Origin of the sequence: Nostoc parmelioides FACHB-3921 (assembly GCF_014696625.1) — a bacterium.
Taxonomy (GTDB): Bacteria; Cyanobacteriota; Cyanobacteriia; order Cyanobacteriales; family Nostocaceae; genus Trichormus; species Trichormus parmelioides.
On sequence record NZ_JACJQL010000014.1, the window covers coordinates 1 to 16662 of the forward strand.

Annotated in this window: 18 protein-coding genes; 1 reads left to right on the forward strand and 17 read right to left on the reverse strand. The window is 42.3% G+C overall.

Translation table 11 applies throughout. From position 1 onward, the window contains the following. The first annotated feature begins 140 nt into the window (after nt 1–140). Nucleotides 141–701, forward strand: a complete 561-nt coding sequence (locus H6G14_RS11830; RefSeq protein WP_242053411.1) for a hypothetical protein — start codon at nt 141–143, stop codon at nt 699–701. A gap of 377 nt (nt 702–1078) precedes the next feature. On the opposite strand, the gene H6G14_RS11835 is transcribed toward H6G14_RS11830, so the two are convergent. The 17 genes from H6G14_RS11835 to H6G14_RS11910 form a co-directional block, all read right to left on the reverse strand. Further along, complete coding sequence (locus tag H6G14_RS11835) at nt 1079–1318, reverse strand: hypothetical protein (RefSeq protein WP_190567601.1); 240 nt, start codon at nt 1316–1318, stop codon at nt 1079–1081. Nucleotides 1319–1552: 234 nt separating this feature from the next. After that, nucleotides 1553–1924, reverse strand: a complete 372-nt coding sequence (locus H6G14_RS11840) for an endonuclease domain-containing protein (protein ID WP_190567602.1) — start codon at nt 1922–1924, stop codon at nt 1553–1555. An 85-nt stretch (nt 1925–2009) separates the two neighbouring features. Further along, complete coding sequence (locus H6G14_RS11845; protein WP_190567603.1) at nt 2010–3896, reverse strand: hypothetical protein; 1887 nt, start codon at nt 3894–3896, stop codon at nt 2010–2012. A 43-nt stretch (nt 3897–3939) separates the two neighbouring features. Continuing rightward, a complete protein-coding gene (locus H6G14_RS11850; protein ID WP_199326137.1) occupies nt 3940–4659 on the reverse strand; it encodes a phage tail protein I in 720 nt (239 codons plus the stop codon). After that, nucleotides 4652–5620 carry a baseplate J/gp47 family protein gene (locus H6G14_RS11855; RefSeq protein ID WP_190567605.1) on the reverse strand — a complete coding sequence of 323 codons (969 nt, stop codon included), beginning with the start codon at nt 5618–5620 and terminating at the stop codon, nt 4652–4654. The genes H6G14_RS11850 and H6G14_RS11855 overlap by 8 nt, the downstream gene beginning before the upstream one ends. Before the next feature lie 14 nt (nt 5621–5634). Further along, nucleotides 5635–9012, reverse strand: coding sequence for a putative baseplate assembly protein (locus tag H6G14_RS11860; RefSeq protein ID WP_190567606.1), 3378 nt, complete (start codon nt 9010–9012; stop codon nt 5635–5637). 8 nt (nt 9013–9020) lie between these two features. Continuing rightward, complete coding sequence (locus tag H6G14_RS11865; RefSeq protein ID WP_190567607.1) at nt 9021–9404, reverse strand: GPW/gp25 family protein; 384 nt, start codon at nt 9402–9404, stop codon at nt 9021–9023. 22 nt (nt 9405–9426) lie between these two features. Continuing rightward, the gene (locus H6G14_RS11870; protein ID WP_242053412.1) at nt 9427–9654 is read right to left on the reverse strand and encodes a hypothetical protein; all 228 of its coding nucleotides are present in this window, start codon (nt 9652–9654) and stop codon (nt 9427–9429) included. A gap of 92 nt (nt 9655–9746) precedes the next feature. After that, complete coding sequence (locus H6G14_RS11875) at nt 9747–10430, reverse strand: phage baseplate assembly protein V (RefSeq protein WP_190567609.1); 684 nt, start codon at nt 10428–10430, stop codon at nt 9747–9749. Beyond that, a complete protein-coding gene (locus tag H6G14_RS11880; protein WP_190567610.1) occupies nt 10427–11497 on the reverse strand; it encodes a phage late control D family protein in 1071 nt (356 codons plus the stop codon). Before H6G14_RS11880 ends, H6G14_RS11875 begins: the two co-directional genes overlap by 4 nt. A gap of 8 nt (nt 11498–11505) precedes the next feature. Then, nucleotides 11506–12186 (reverse strand): CIS tube protein, encoded by a 681-nt coding sequence (locus tag H6G14_RS11885; protein WP_190567611.1) that lies wholly within the window; start codon nt 12184–12186, stop codon nt 11506–11508. Then, nucleotides 12183–13928, reverse strand: a complete 1746-nt coding sequence (locus tag H6G14_RS11890) for a hypothetical protein (RefSeq protein ID WP_190567612.1) — start codon at nt 13926–13928, stop codon at nt 12183–12185. Before H6G14_RS11890 ends, H6G14_RS11885 begins: the two co-directional genes overlap by 4 nt. Nucleotides 13929–13967: 39 nt before the next feature. Beyond that, the gene (locus tag H6G14_RS11895; protein WP_190567613.1) at nt 13968–14456 is read right to left on the reverse strand and encodes a phage tail protein; all 489 of its coding nucleotides are present in this window, start codon (nt 14454–14456) and stop codon (nt 13968–13970) included. A 2-nt stretch (nt 14457–14458) separates the two neighbouring features. Further along, complete coding sequence (locus H6G14_RS34215) at nt 14459–14611, reverse strand: DUF6760 family protein (protein ID WP_338421191.1); 153 nt, start codon at nt 14609–14611, stop codon at nt 14459–14461. Between the two features lie 20 nt (nt 14612–14631). Next, the gene (locus tag H6G14_RS11900) at nt 14632–14994 is read right to left on the reverse strand and encodes a phage tail assembly protein (RefSeq protein ID WP_190567614.1); all 363 of its coding nucleotides are present in this window, start codon (nt 14992–14994) and stop codon (nt 14632–14634) included. A 17-nt stretch (nt 14995–15011) separates the two neighbouring features. Then, on the reverse strand, nt 15012–15464 hold the full coding sequence (locus H6G14_RS11905; protein ID WP_190567615.1) for a phage tail protein: 453 nt from the start codon (nt 15462–15464) through the stop codon (nt 15012–15014). Nucleotides 15465–15486: 22 nt separating this feature from the next. Next, nucleotides 15487–16560: a phage tail sheath family protein gene (locus H6G14_RS11910; protein ID WP_242053413.1), complete on the reverse strand. Its 1074-nt coding sequence runs from the start codon at nt 16558–16560 to the stop codon at nt 15487–15489. Nucleotides 16561–16662: the final 102 nt, after the last annotated feature.

Consider the following 16662-nt stretch of genomic DNA (forward strand, 5'->3'; position numbering starts at 1 on the left):
TTAGCAAAAGCAATTGAAAGTGCTTTTAATCAAGTTTCGTTAAATGATATTTATAATTGGTTTACCCATTCTTGTTACTGTACTTCACCAGACTGAGAAAGGCTATATTCATTTAAATCAATTATGTGGAGACCATCATAATGATTGGTGCAATGGTTGGTGCATGGGTAGGAGAATTAGTCACAGTAGAAGTTTCTAAAGCTTTACTGAGTGGTGTTACGAGCAAACTTAACCCTAGTGATTTAGATAAGGCGATTAAAACTGCAACGATAGAAGCTTGTAAGCAAGAAAGCCGATTATTTTATTCTTGTCCACCAGACTTTATACCAAAATTTTTATGTAATTTTTTTAAAGAACAAGGATTGTCAGAGCTACAGAGGCCTTTAAAAAATGAAGGAAAGCCTGATTTAGATTATTTAGTTGAAGTTTTCAAAAAAGCGGCTTTAGCTGACTCAAAAATGAAAGAAATTAAAATTGAGTATGTTTATTCATGGATGGAGGTTTTTGTTACAACTTATTTTCAGAATACAGATAATTGTATAAGGTTTCAGATTGCCAAGGAAAACTATCTTCAGCAATTAGTCAATTGGTTTGATGATGTTAAGTTTGCTGGTATTGCTGTACCAGGACAAGAAGTAGAAAAATCGGAGAAGCTAGTAAATATTTTTGTATTACCAGAAGTGCAGGAGGATAATGTATAAATATAAAAAAGTTGTATAATTTTAGAGATTATAAAGCTTGTATTTAAGTTGGCATTCACCTAAACTTCAAAAAATAAAGTTGTATAATTTCCGAAGGCTTCGTCATATTGACAAATAAAAAAGTTATACAATTTATAAAAACCATGCCCTATGAGCTTTTCAGGCAATTTATTTCCATTTGAATCATTTGCTTAAAAACCTTTCCCAGCAGTCATCACAGATGAAGAGGTAAAGCTCAAACTTAGCTTGCGTCTCCTCTCGTCTACTTCTGGCCATGAGGAATATCTTGAAGGCGATCGCAATATTTACCCCTAAGAGTCGCAATATTTGCTCCGTAACATAAAAATCAGGTAATCTTGACTACCACATCTATAAAGTTAATCTGAGTTAGCAATGCTTTGAGCCGTTGCAGGGATTTCAGTAACAGGCAAAGTCTCACTAGAGTTGGGTGCTTCCGCTTCACTCAAGGCTTCTTCTAAAACCTGAATTGCACCTGAAATCCGCAGTAAGGTCTCTCTGAGGTTGGATTGTCTTGTTTCTAATTCTAGTAGAATTTTTTGACCAGATTCATATTCGGTTTTAAGTTGTTGTAGCCGTTGTTGCAGTTGTTCTTTCATATTATTTGTTTTGCCAAACAGGAGTTATACCCACCCCCAACCCCTCCCAAGAGGGGCAAATACGGAGGTTTTTACACTAGTGAATTATAGTTTAAAATCGCAAACCATTCCCCTAGTTAGAAGTCCAAATTATTCCCCTCCCTGGAGGGGTTAGGGGTGGGTCAAATCCCCATATTGAAAATCGCAAATTACCCCCCTATTTAACACAGCAACCCATTCCCCTCCCAGGAGGGGCTAGGGGTGGGTCAAAACCCAATCTTCAATCACCCGCAAAACCCCCTCCACATCACAACAAACCTCCTCCTCCCGAAACCGCAAAAAACGCACCCCCAACGACTCCAAACGCCTTTGCCTTTCCCCATCCCGTTCTTGCGCTTCAGGGCTATCATGAGAAGAACCATCAATCTCAATTGCCAGCATCAGTTTTTTACAATAAAAGTCAACGATAAATTGATCTATGGGACGTTGGCGATCGAAGTCGTAGCCACACATTTGCTTTCCTTTCAGGTGTTTCCAAAGGGTGACTTCGCCGGGGGTCATATTTTTGCGAAGTTCTCTTGCTCTTTCTTTTAGTAGGGGATTGTAGGGAATGATTGTAACCCGCATGATGGTGGTAAGAGTAAGAGTAATAAGGGACAATAATTTTTTCTACTTTTACAGTATAGGAATACTGCCCTACTAATACGTCTAGCTATCCTACTGCAATAAACTCAAAATCTCTATCAGCTTTATTACCATCACCATTTCCGCAAATGATACGGCATTGAGATACAGTTACATAGGTAACAACACAGTTATCCTTGGTGTTATCTCCCCAATTATTATTGCCTGAATAGTGTTGTGTTGCAACAACAGTAGGTGTAGTTGAAAACCCAGTCATAAAGTAAATAGCATACTCCCCTTGATTATGTTTTAAGACATAAAATCCTTTACCCACATTCACATATCCATTAGAGTTTATTGATCCTCTTACTAGTCTTAAACCATTCTCTTGACTAACCAAAGCATAATTAAGCAACTGCTTCTTGATAAGTTCGTTATATTTAACTACAAGTGTAGCAAGAACATCTTGATTATACAATTCAATACTTGTTGTATATTTCTTGCTAGTCTCTTTGCATGTATCTTGTCCTTTAATGAATATTAAAATATAAGCACTGCGATATCTGTTGACAGAATTTAAATTTTTATTCTCCACATCAAAAGCCTCCTTGGCCTTAATTCTTTTAAGCAGCTGAGTAGCCGAATTATTATTTTCATCTGGCGCATTCCTCAAAGCGTCTTGAGATGCAGTTATTACAATATCTTCATCATTCGCATTGCTATTGATCCAGTCAGCCCAATTAGACCAAGCAATATTAGCTTGTGAAACACCATCATTATAGGTATCAAACCCCCTTTTTTTAATTCCTGAGCAACCTATAATAATTGTATTAAGTCCTCTTGTGGAATCGCCGAATAGATTGTTTGTTTCGCCGACAATATTTAAGATAGGTGGGGGTGCAATAAGTTCGGTTTTGTCATACATGTCGTTCGCGGCAGCAAGCTCATCTGGTATTTCATAAGCAGATGCTGCTTGTACAGAAATTTCCCATATAGTGGATTGGTTTGCAGCATAATTGTCAATGTAAACTTGACCACTTACTTTGATGTCGCCATTGACTTCCAATTTCTCTGTTGGGTTTGTGGTGCCGATACCGACATTCCCACTCTCAACAATCAGCCCATATTGTTTGACTCCCGTTTTACCGTTTTCTTGAAAGCTTGGACTGATCTTTAAAGCAGTGAGGGTTGCATTGTTATTATTTGCAGTCAGGCTAGGGCTTAAATTAGTGGTGCCTATAACTTCGAGGTTGCCCTCAATCTTTACACCACTTCCACCTTTGAAATAAGCGGCATTGCCAGTGCCATTTTGCTCCACATATAAGGCATCACTTGTAGTCTTTTCACTGCCCTCAAAGTAAGCTACACTACCAGTACCATTTTGCACCACTTCTAACTTAGCTGTAGGCGAAAGAGTGCCGATCCCCACGTTGCCCTTCACCTTTAAACCTGAATATTGACAAACACTAAGGTCTACACTTATTGCACCTGAAGCATTCTTGGTGACTTTAGCAATTTGAACTCCTTCGGCATTCTTGGCATCATTGTCAGTCATCCATGTAACTTCTGCCTTCTCCTCAAATCGAGTAGAATCCTTGGCTCCTACCTCTTGCTGTTCATCGATTTTTATTTCGGCGTAAGTTAGCACTAAAAAAAGACTCTGATTTTGAGCTAAAGCCACTCCCGAACTAGTTTTGATATCATTCTCAGCAATTGTAATCACCTCTGGAACCAAAATTTGTCGTCCTTGTTGGTCAATGGCAGTACCAGGCTTAATCTTGATACTAGTGCCTTCTTTTTCAACCACCAACCCATTTAAAACCCCAGAAATATGCAAAAACCTTGCCAGCCTGCGTTGGCGATCAATATGATATTTCTGCTCATCAATAAAATCTGTGACACTTAAAAACTGTCCATCAAAATAGCGGAGGCGTTTAGTGACGTAATCCGGTTGTTTATAAAGGTCTTCTGACATAAGAGAGTCCTGATAATTATTGAAATTATTTGCGGTCTAAAAATTACTGTGTAGTAGTAGAGTTGCTATTTGTTGAAGTTGACTCTTTTTCTTGACTAATGTCTCTAGCGGAGCGATTGCCTAAAATAGTCCTATTGCCATAGCTCTCCTCCCCTCCCAGCTTGAGCATTACGCTCCCTTTTGCTTTTGCTGTGTCAGCAGATTTAAAAATCTGCATGGTAGGCATCAATATCTGGAACGAATAAAACGTATGAGCAGGTTTTTCCTGATCAATAATTGCTCTGGCTATTCTTTCCTTCCGTCGGTATTCCTGAAGATTTTGGTTTCCTAGCGTTAACTGCACCTGAAAATAATGAGCAGGCTGGTCAAACTCGTAAATATTAACTTCTTCTTTTGGAGAGTTTAGGTAAAGCTTCAACATTCCGCTTAAACCCTCTTTGGTTCCCCGTTTTTGGTAAAGTGGTACAATCTGGCGAATAAACGATCGCTTCACTTTAACATCCCACTCATCCCATAAACTTAACCCCACCCAACTCGCCAGCCAGGGAAGAAAATCTTCCGGGGTTTGATCGGGGTCAAAATATTGATAAATGATGCTAGTAACTGCTTCCAGACCTGGGGGATGCGACTGCTGTGTGATGATAGATGGCTTATTATCGGGCGTTGAACCACTGAGAATCGTTTCAAAAGCTTGCAGAAAGCCGTCGATAATTGGATCGTTTTGTAAAGCCGTTGGTAAATAGGTGGAATAGCTACTAGGCATCTTTAAACTCCTTCCAATCGTTTCCATCTTTCACATTAATAGTCAGATTAAGTTTTCCTAAAAGCGGTAATTGATAACTTTTCAATTCAACTTTAGTCAGATTTTGGTTATTATTTATCTCAACCCCATCAACATAATCAACTTCAGTCAAAGCATCCAATATCCCATATATCTCAGAAAGATAAACACTGCGACCAAATGGCCAACCATTGCCATCAGCAGCATTTTCTAAAAATACCTCAAGCTGTTTTTGAGCAGAATTAGAAACAGTTTGAGGTGATGCTTTTTCTTGCAAATAAACTTGAGCTTTGATATCGATTTTGATGAGTTCAGATTCTATAACATGGTGTCTGGTCGTCAAAAGTTTACGCTGACTGAGAAAATCATGAATCTGTTCACACAATTTATTATTAAGTTCACTTTGAATAGTGTTATTTCTATCTATAGAATTACTGTTATTTTTGGCAAAAGCTAATAGATTTTCTGGTAAGACGACTATACTAACGTGTCCAGCTTCGGGATTGGCTGGGTTAACTGAAGTGAGGTTTTTTAGAGGAATGCAGCGTGCGTGAATAATTTTTACTTTGTCTTTATTTTCTTTAGCCGTCTGCCAATCTTCTAACACTAACCTCTCAAAATCTTCACGGGTGACTGCTCGATAACGCTGATGGAGAGAGAGGATAGTGTCTTTGATTTTTTGCTGCAAAGCCTCTGAGTTCAGGTTTTGCTTCTCCTCTGGATTTAGTAGATTGAGAAACGTCGCCGTATTTTGGTCTGACACCAGATTCACCTGATACAGAACAGTTTCCGTAATCCATGACAGTAGCTCAATCAAAATGATGCCTGTATCAGTCGGGTTATGATCCGTCCATCCCCGGTATTCTAGGGGAATTAGAGAACGAGCTTCTTCTACCAAGTCGGCATAGGTGCGATCGTCTAAATTAGGGAGTGGTAAAGTCATAGAAATACTAATTTTTAAGAGCGAGTATCTGAAACACAGGTGATATCATGTTGACCAGAATAAATTAATTGGTTAGGTGTGAGGGTAACAGAATCAAAAGATAGCTCTTGTACATGGTCAACCTCCGTAATTCCCTCAATTAACCTGTATAAGCTAGACTTTTGCGGATATCGCCCAAACTCCCATCCTTTGCGATCAAACCCACCTGTTAGGGGATGGAGAAATTGCTTTAATCGTTGGCTAATTGCCAACCGCAGTGCATTGGATTGACCAATATCAACAGGAATAACTGTAACTATTACTATGACTTCCACCCATTGTGGCCCAACCACCTGCAAATCAAGCGTTGCGGCACATCGAGCCTGGAGATAGGTTTTAATTTGTTGTAAAAATCCCCAACTGGGTTCAGGTTTGGCATCTTTACTGTGGGGCAGAACAATCAAAGTCACTTTCCCTGCATTGATTTCTGGGGCGTTGTATTTAGCCAAATTATTGCGATTCTCTTTCTGATGATCTTTTACTTCTAGCCAATTAGCATCATCTAGCGGGTTAAAAGTGTTGTTTGCTGCTGCTGGAATCGCTTTTGCTCTCGCCACTTGCGTTGATGCTTCATAAGCTAAATCTTCAAAATCTTGTACAGTTACGGCTCGATTACGGTGGCGCAGTTGTTTGGATGCGTGTTCTTTCAGTTGTTCTAGGGATTCTTCATTGCTTCCTCCCGCCGCATCTAACTGATTGACAGCACGATCGACATAGGGAATGGTTGTTTTCAGTTGGGAAATGGTTTGAGCCGCCCTGTTACCGCCCACTCCACCGCCCGTTTGATAGCGCGCCATGCGAATATTATTGCGCCCAATGGGTGGGGGCATTCCCTGTTTAGCATCACCAAACTGGATAGTTCCCCTCTGACGGTCAAAGATATAATGGCGATCGCGCGAACCAGAGGCATAGAAATTAGTCACCTCTTGCCACCGCACCCAAACCGCCTCAAGTTGACCCGTATCATTGTAAACACCGGTGATAGCAGATGCCGCTTCTAGTTGTTTGCTTTCTTCAGGAGATGGCAATTTACCTTCATTTACCTCCAACTGTTGCCCGCTTAAAACAGGTTTCTGACTGGTTTGCAAAAATTGACCTGGCTCACCATTCCCTGAACCCAGCATTTCGTTAAGATGAGTTAGGGTTTGGCTAGCCCAGGTGGTATTGGTCAGAATTTGAAGTAGTTGGGGATTATAGGAACTACTACTATTTCTGTTACTAACTCTTAGCCAATAAAGAGATTTGCCAAATTCCGAGGCTTTACTAAAATCATTGGGAATAATAAACTGCACTAGCCCCGTTTGAGAAAAGTTATTGGTGCTATCTCGCACACTAAACTCCTTCCATTGAGTGGGGGTTTGATGGGATGCAGAATACTCCCAGACGAATTGTGCAGACTGAATCTCTGCTAAGAAACTATCAACTGTTTTATTTTCTGAAAGCTTTGGTGTTTCCACTTCAAAAAATAGGGTAGTTGATTGGTTATTAAAGGATTGATTAAAACCTAAATAAAGTGCTAAACTAGGAGTAGTATTTGTCAATACAGATGTAGCGTTAGTAATTTCTGTAAAGCAGCGAAAATCAGAATAGTAATATGAAGGGGTGAGATAATAGGCTTCAATCTTATACTCCAACTTTAAGCTGCTAAATACTAAATTATTGGATTGAGATGCTTGAAGAATTACAGTTGCACCTAAAGAGTATGTTTTCTGTAATTCGGTATCAAATGACAGCACATTTCCTATTTTAATAGTTGATATCTTAACAGTTTCCTGATCATCTCCAGACCGAATTTGAATAGAATCACCAGGTGCAAATCCCCTGACTGAGGTTACAGTTATTTCTTTTTGTTTCGCCTCAACAGGCTTGGTTAATACTGCAAATGTTAAAGATGCTTTATTATTCGATTGGCTGTTAATAATAGCCCTGAGCCAAATATTTTCTTCTCCGTTAATAACAGTTGAACCAATTGTTGAAAGCTGAATTTTGTCCGATTTATCTGATTGAATCTCATTAAATTGGAGATTCTTTGTATTTTTAAGGGGAATCCAGCCACTATTTTTCTTAGAAATAGACCACTGGAGGTTTAAATTGGCTAATAAGTCTGTCACCGAATTACTATCTTTAGTTTCGGGTATAAGCTCTATCGTTAAATTCCCCTGAGATGGCAAACTACCTAAAGCAATATAAACAACATCATATTGATTGGGATACTCGCCAAACAGGTAAAAGTCTTTGTTAAAATCGATGGGTATGGAATTATAAAAGCAAGTATCCGGTCGAGCTTTGGAATAGCTCAAAGTTGCATTAATATTTTTAGGAAAAGTATCAAGAGTCTGACTATCTAACAATTGCGCTTTGAGCCATTGTCTAGATTGCCCCTCTACTAAGTAAGATTGAGGATGCAAATTTTTGGTAATCGCTTTTTTGTTAGGAATTTTCTTTTTATTTTCATCAACCTGAGATGGTAATGATTCCCATTGTTCTCCATTCCAGTATTGCCAATCAGCAATTTCAGCCATCTCTTGAGAATCAGGTTTATTATTGCTAGTTGTTTTAGTTGTTTCTATCAATAAAGTCTTCTCTTCTGAAATCGCAAAAATATCATCAAAAGCATAGTAAATACTGGTCTCTATTGATTTATCGGCACTAAATACTGCAAACGATTCTGTATTGGGGGTGATTGCAGCCTGAGTGCGATCGCTCCACTTCTTTCCCTGAGCATCCTTAACACAAACTGCCTCTATCACTGCGGGAGTAACCACCAGTTCTTGCTCTGTCTCAAACACCACTTCATCCTCCTCACCATCTGCTGGAGGAGCTGAAATCTGGGTATGGGTAGGAACGATCGCTCCGGTGGTACTGCCTTCTGCTAAATAAAACGTGATTGGCACTCTGGCAGGTTGTGGCGGAACTAATCTAGCCCCGATGAGATTAAGAAACGCCAAAAAGTTTTTTTCTGGCACTTGGTTAAGGCGATCGCTTACCAAAGCTGCCATCCGCCCAAAAATGCGAATCAAAGCCAGCCCAGCGTCAGGGGTAGAACTACATTGCCAACCATAAACTTTTACCTTTCCCTTCGTTGGTTCATTCTTAGCCGCACAAATCTCTTTAATGCTTTGGATTAATTTGATTAAGTCGTCTTCTGTAAATGTTGCTGATGTGTTCAAAAGCCGTCCTCTGGTGGCAATGATTTGACCTTGTGAGTTGACAATAGTCTCAGCTAAGGTGCGATCACGCAAATTTTCTAAAGAAGGCTCTACCGATGTAGTCAAGTCCTGCACCAGTTTTATGGTTTGCTGAACAATTTCATCGTAAGTTCGCTGATCAATTTTGGGCGGTGGTACTGACATAGGACACATTACTGAAGATAAAACGGATACACTAGATTGAATCGATTATTGGTTGTTCGTACCCGATAGTTAATTTGAATTTGAATCCGAGTGCGATCGCTAGGAAATGGCAGCGCATCTACATCCAGCACATCAATTCGGGGTTCCCATTCAATCAGCGCATCCTGCACCTCGCTGACTAATTGACCAATGGTACTAGGGGTATTTGGCGCAAATACTAGATCGTGGATTCCACAACCAAAATCGGGGCGCATGATGCGTTCGCCCTTAGCAGTTGCCAAAATCATCAAAATCGCTTGACGAATAGCATCTTCTTCTCTAGCCATAGCGATTTGTCCTGTTTGCATTAGTTGAACTGGAGCAGTCCAACCGACTCCTAAAAAATCAGCCATTGATTTTGCCCTCTCGTTTCCACTACATCGCTTTGACCCGTGTTTGCGTCACCAGAATGTTCAATGGGCCACCCGTAGGAATGCAAACTGCCCGACTATCTTGCAGCACAAGCGGTTGTCCCATCGATTTCACCCGCAGCGACCCCACAGTCCACTGAGCGAGTAGACAGGGGCCGGGTGGAGCCGATGGTGGCAACGGGCAGGCAGAAACGGTATAGGGTATGGGTTGAGTCACCACCGGTTGCCCCATAACCTTGACCCGAGGATTGGGTACAGCCGGTTTAGCCTGCCCGCCGTGGGCGCAAAGTACTGGGGTATTGGCTTGTAGAATATATCCCGGCATTAGAGTACCTCCAGAGCCCCATCGTTAATTTTGACTCCAGCTAAACATTTCAGAGCCATAGCAGTATTGGCTTGCACCTTACACTGGGTCTGAGCCTGAATATCCACAGTCTCTTGAGCCTGAATCTTGAGATTTTTGCAGTTAATGACTAAATCACCGCCACTAGTTTTGAGGGTGATTGTACCTTTGGTATTGAGGGTGATGTTTTTTTCGCTATTGACTGCGATCGCGTTTTGACTAGAGTCAATCACGATTTCATTTTTACTAGTGCGATCGCGGATAATCACCTTTTCTACTCCATCAGTGTCGTCTAGCAAGATGGTGTGACCACTGCGAGATTTAATTAAACGCTGATTATTTTTACCATTCTTATTATCGATAGGTGGTTTATCAACTCCGTTCCAAAGAGCGCCCAACACATAGGGAAACTCCACCTGACCATGCTCAAAAGCCACCAGTACCTCATCTTCCACCTCAGGCAGAAAATAAAGCCCCCGTCCAGCACCAGCCATTGGAGTTACCACCCTAGCCCAATAGCTTTCATCCCGGTCTGAGAGCCAAGGAAACTTGAGTTTCACTCGCCCCATATTTTCAGGATCTTGATTGTTAGTCACAATGCCAATCATGACACCATAAAGGCGATCGCGCTGGTCTTCTTCAGCTAATAAAGCCATACCCATCATGATGCGTTCCTCCTGACCGTAAACGATGTGTTATATCCACTATTGCGATCGTAGGTATGGCGAACAGAGGTGACGTAATACTGTCCGCTAAAACGATTGCCAACTCCAGTTATGTCAATCACCTGACCTGCATGGAGATCAGGAGTACCCAGACAAACCCCATCCCCTTCGATGTAGCTAAGTGCCATATCGTTAAACCAACTTGCGGCAATCTGCTCGGCTTCAGCTTTCGTGGAAATCGGTCGATCTACCAGGCTGTTATGAGCCGCACCAAAAACTGATTTCACAACTTGTGAACCCGTTGCCTTACCTGCCATACGGGTGGTTTCTTTACCTACCCCTGCCATAGCTCGCAAGGGTTGCTTTTGGGTGGGAGACCAGCCCAGCACTTCTACCTGACCCACTTGAGAAAAACTGGAGAGTCGAGGGAAAAACTCGGTCAGTTGCTCATCAAATTTAAGTGTGAGTATTGGCTTGGAAGCATGAGAACGTGGGTGAAATTTCAGGCTTTTATGGTCGATAGTCACCTCATAGCCAATACGCTGCGCCCGATTTTGCAAAAAAGCCAAATCGGTTTGGTTATGCTGCAACACATATTCGAGAATCACCTGGGAATCTTTGACATCTGCGGTTAAGCCGTGTTTTTGAGCAATCTGCCGAGCAATGTCGCTATCTTTAAGTTTGGTAAATGACTGAGTTTGTTGTCCGCGCATCAGGCGATGGCGAAAATCATGTCCTCTGACAACTATTCTAGGATTTTCATTCTGCACAAACTCTGGTTCTAGGGCGGTGATTTCGCCAGTAAGCAGACTACCTAATTGACTGCCATAACCCATTTGCACTTCAAAGGTTTTTCCGATATCAAATAGAGCATGATCTATCCAGGTGAGTTTGTTATTAATTAAGTCCCAACTGTTGAGGGAGATTTCTACCATACCAGGAACATCAATATCTTCAAATACTGAAATTCTAGAAATATCGGTATCTGCTACACCTTCGACGGTTTTTCCTTGAATAAGAAACTTAAAACTAGGAGATAGAAGTTGAATATTGGTTAAATTTGCCATAGTTCCTCCTAAGTACGCTTCTCTGTAGGTTTTGGGAGGATCGTCAGCACCTGCCCTGGTGTGATTCCACGGGGATTTTTTAGGTTATTTGCATCTGCAATTAGCCGCCATAAAGTAGGGTCGTTATATTCTTGAGCAGCAATGCTAATTAGAGTTTCGCCCTGCCGGACTACATGAATCGGATCGTCAATTGGATTCTGAATTTTGGCTTTTTTATCCTGACTTTGGTATTCTCTAAACTGACAATTTAGCCTAGCTCTCACAGGAGTGCCATCTTCTATAAAATGAGTGAGTTGCTTTGTCACTGATAACAAAACACCCTGCTGCATAATAAAGCTCCCTTGACCAGCAAACATACCCCATTTGATTTGACATAAAGGGGGTCTGTCTGAACCCGATAGTTTTTCGGTCAAGTTTACAATCTTGCGAGTGTAGAGTTGTACATTATCTGGTGGGTAGCCTGTAAGGGTAGTATCAAAAAACAGATTCAGGTTGAGTGACATTAGCTCATCCGTCGGAGCAAGTGCTTGATTATCTTTTTGATTCCACCCCTTCTTCTCAAAGGAAATTTCACTAGGATTAAACATAATCTCAGGAAGCTTTCGTTCTAACCCTGAGCCAGAAAATACGTTTTGGTAATTGCCAACACGATCTCTTTCAGCCCAAATTTCTAGTTTTGCAAATGTCATCTTTTCTGTCCCCGACGCTCTCGTTCAACCACCAGTCGGCGCATTAACTTGCGTTCAACTTGGTCTGCAATTTGGTCAATGTTGATGGAACTTGATTTTTGGTTTGATGAATAGTTTGCCTCTGTTGGGAATGGGGATTGTGTGACTATTTGCGGTATTATTGCGGCTGAGACTTTTGGCAGAGATTGGCTTGGTTCTGAGGAATTGACAGTGAGCCTTTGTTGATTCAGGGGTGCTATTAATTGAGAAATGTTAGTATGGCTGGAGTGGGCTACTAATGGCGTTTGCAGAACTCCAGGAAGGGTTGCTTCCAATGGAGCAGCTAAAATCATGCGGCGAGGTAAAACGGGATTTTCTTGATCTGAGGAAATAGATTGCACCAGCATTGATTCAGAGACTCTAACCACCTCAGAGCTTCCTGAGTGCTGAATAGATTTTTTTTTCTTAGGTTCTAATATTCTTTGTTTAGGTACCACTAATGGTATATGTGGTACAGCTTGTTTAGTGATGGAATATTGATTGCGTAATAGTTTTCCGCTCGCATCAGCGTTAGATGCTTGAGGTTTATAAACTGATTGTTTGGATAGAGTGGAAGATACTTTGACAATAGGTATTTCGCTGACAGCACTAGAAAAAGCAGGGTGACTTTTGTTCTCTGTTGCTCTAGATGAGTGAGGGGCAATAACCTTTTGAAATCCTCCATTGGGATTTGTTGTTCTAGGAATGATCTGTCGCTGAATTAACCCATCGGCTGCGGCGGGAACGGCTGGTAAAGTTGGTTGAACAATCGGTACTGAATCTGACTGTGGCTTGGGAGTTAGTTCTTTGACTGACGACGATAATGAATGCTCAATATTGGCTTTGCTGGAATTTGTTGCAGACTCCCAATCGGATGTTTGAGATTCCTGATTGGAATTTGTTGTTCCAGGAATGATCTGTCGCTGAATTAACCCATCAGGTGCGGCGGGAACTGCTGGTAAAGTTGGTTGAACAATCGGTAGTGAATCTGACTGTGGCTTGGGAGTTAGTTCTTTGACTGACGGCGATAATGAATGCTCAATATTGGCTTTGCTGGAATTTGTTGCAGACGCCCAATCGGATGTTTGAGATTCCTGATTGGGATTTGTTGTTCCAGGAATGATCTGTTGCTGAATTAACCCATCGGCTGCGGCGGGAACTGCTGCTAAATTTGGTTGAACAATCGGTAGCGAATCTGACTGTGACTTGGGAGTTATTTCTTTGACTGACGATGATAATGAATGCTCAATATTGGCTTTGCTGGAATTTGTTGCAGACTCCCAATCGGATGTTTGAAATCCCCCATTGGGATTTGTTGTTCCAGGAATGATCTGTCGCTGAATTAACCCATCGGCTGCGGCGGGAACGGCTGGTAAAGTTGGTTGAACGATCGGTAGTGAATCTGACTGTGCCTTGGGAGTTAGTTCTTTGACTGATGGCGATAATGAATGCTGAATATTTGCATTGCTGTTATCGGTGGTTGAAGAGGTGGCAACCACTGGCGTAGCAAAAACGATAGGTGGAGTATTGAGAGCTTGCTGCTTGGGCGATCGCTGTCTTCCTACGTAATCCAGCAGGGGTAAACGTTGGGTAAAGCGGTGCGATCGCCTCACCAATTGATACCCTAAAGACAGATCCATAAACCCTGGTTGCACCAAGGGACGTGCTAAACGCTGGAGCAATTGAGGGTTAATTGAGTCTTGCCAGGATGGGGAATGGGACATTTTCAGTTCACTATCGTATTGCTTGACAGGGAATTAGTGCTAAGAGCTTATCTGCTCCTGCTGAATACCCTGGTGTACCAGTTCAAAGCTTTCTACTGCCACTACGGAATCATTCAACGCATTCAATCGGGGTCCTTGCCAACTTATGGGATAAGCCGCCTTGAAAGTCCATGTCTGTAACGGCAGTTGTATATGGTTTAGCAACACAATCGTGACGTTTTTCCGAATCACGTTACCTTGACTAACCTCTTGATACCACTGCCAAAGGGAATCGATATAGGTCAGCCCATGACTCAAGACCAAATTTGAGTAAGTAATCCGAGTTGGAAATTGGTGAGTAAAACTATTTTGTCCGCCTTCAGCATACTCTTGAAGGCTAATCTTACTATTAATCCCAGAGACTTCGGTAAAGCCACCCACCAGTAACCCCTCAATTTCCACAAAAAAGTTGTAGCTCATCCAGGGGTTGATCTGGTTGAGCAGTTGTCCAGCTGCACTATAAGCGGCACTACGTTTAAGACTTACCATGACTATTTCCGAAGCTGATTTGTTTGGTCATTCAATCGCTGATTGATCTGGGCGACCTCGGCTACCCACTGCTGTCGTTCTCGATGTTCCATCGCCATTACCTGGTCATAAGACCAATGAAAGTGGTAGGCAATGTATGCTACTTCCTGTCGCAGGCGATCAAGTGGGTAGCAACTTACTCCCCCACCGGCACAGGCTCCACTTCAAACTCCCCCTCACAGTGGGGACAGGTGACATGAAAGCGACTATGCCCGTTTTGGTTAATGCGTTGATACAGATCCTGCAAATAGACAAAATCCGTCGAGAACAAACTCTCAATGGTTTTAGGAGTAATTTGCTCTAAATTTCCCAATCGAGTCACAACTCTAGCCAACAAAATGACAACCAAATAGCCAGGATTTGCCTGCACGCGAGGATCTCGCAGGGGAGCAATTTCGTCGTAGGCTGTCGCCATTCGCATCGTGCCTTGGCGGTGAACTGTTCCCTCGGCATCGATTAAGCCGTGGGGAAGAACAAATTCAAATTCGGTGGGCTGCATAGCCAGATTCATCTCCATTACGACCAAGTATCAACTGATATCCCTTCATGCACCAGCTCTAAGCTTTCAATCGCGGTTTCATCACTGGTAGCATTCATGCTCGGCCCATTCCAAGTAGTCGGCCAGCAGTTGCTCAGGTTCCAGCGAATTTTTTCTTGACCTGTGTGATCTAGCATCACAATCGAAATACTGCGCCGATCTAAGCCAGTACGCATGACGTTCTCTCGCCATTTCCACAACTCATCATTGTTTGTAATGCCCCGACGCAGAGTAATGTTGCTGTAAGAGACTAATCCAGGTAGCTTGCGCTTGGTTGGCGGATCGGTTCCTTCGCGGTACTCTCCAGCATTTTGGGTAGAACCTAAGCCAGAACATTCCTGGAATCCAGCATGAAGAATGCCGTTCCACTCAACATAAAAGTTGTAGCCAGAATAGGGATCGGGTTGGTGGGGAGGTTTGATAGCAGGCATATTTAAACCTTCTTTGTAACGTTTAGACTTTTGATTCTGAGGGCACTGAAGGCATCAGACTAACCCCTGTGGAGTCATGAATTAGACGCACTACAACAAACTGACTAGGAGCTGCTGGGGCCATGCCAATTTCAGTAAAGACTTGCCCTTGTTGGCGTAGGTTGAGGGGATTGGTTTCCTCATCGCACTTTACATAAAACGCTTCTTTCGTGGTTCTTCCCTGAAAAACTCCTTTGCGAAATAGGGATTCCAAGTAAGTACTCACTTCCCGCTTAATACGCAGCCAGAGCTTGTAATCGTTGGGTTCAAAGGCAACATCTGCTAGGGTAGTTTCAATCCAGCGTTGGACAGTGATAAATACCCGACGCACGTTGATAAACTTCCAGTTGTCTTCAGGGCTTAAAGTCTCAGCACCCCAAACTCGAATTCCTCGTCCCTGTACTGAGCGAATCTGGTTAACATTGGTATTCTGAAGTACAGAATTTGGGTCAAGACCTAGAACACCTTCAATTATGAGGTTGGCAGGAGCGCGATGGAAACCAAACTCGCGATCGCTCCTCGCATATACACCCGCAATATGCCCACAGGGAGGAACATACTGAGTGCTTTGAGATTTAGCCACCTGTTCAATTTGAATCCAGGGACTATAGATTGCTCCGTAAGAACCTACTAGATTGGTTTTTAGATCAACTTGTGGTCTATTTAGAGAAGGTGGAGCATCCAGAATGGCGAAGCGATCGCCCAGTTTGGTACAATGCTCTAAGATAGCTTGTTGGTCGTTTGGGTCTGTAAATCCTGGAGCGCAGACTAGATCAATGCCAGTCATATCTTCTGCTATTTCCAGTGCATCTGAGAGCTTGTCTTTGCTCAACAGAGGTAACACATAGCACTGTATTCCCCCATTCAAGAAGAATCCTTGAACAGCCGAGTAAAGATAACTCTTATTGTCCAGTTGTTGGAACTTTGATGTAAATTCAGTCCAAAGACGCAATTTAACAGGCTGGCGATCATCACCATTTTTGTTTTCTTTAAAATCAGCAACCCCAAGAAACACAGGAACTCCAGTGAGAAATGCAGGGAGTGGGGGTAGGAACATCTCCTCCAGATACACACCTGGAGAGGTGAAAGATCCGTTTTGACTGGGCGATCGCAACATAAGACATCACAAATTAGGCATCATGAATTTGGCTAAGGTATT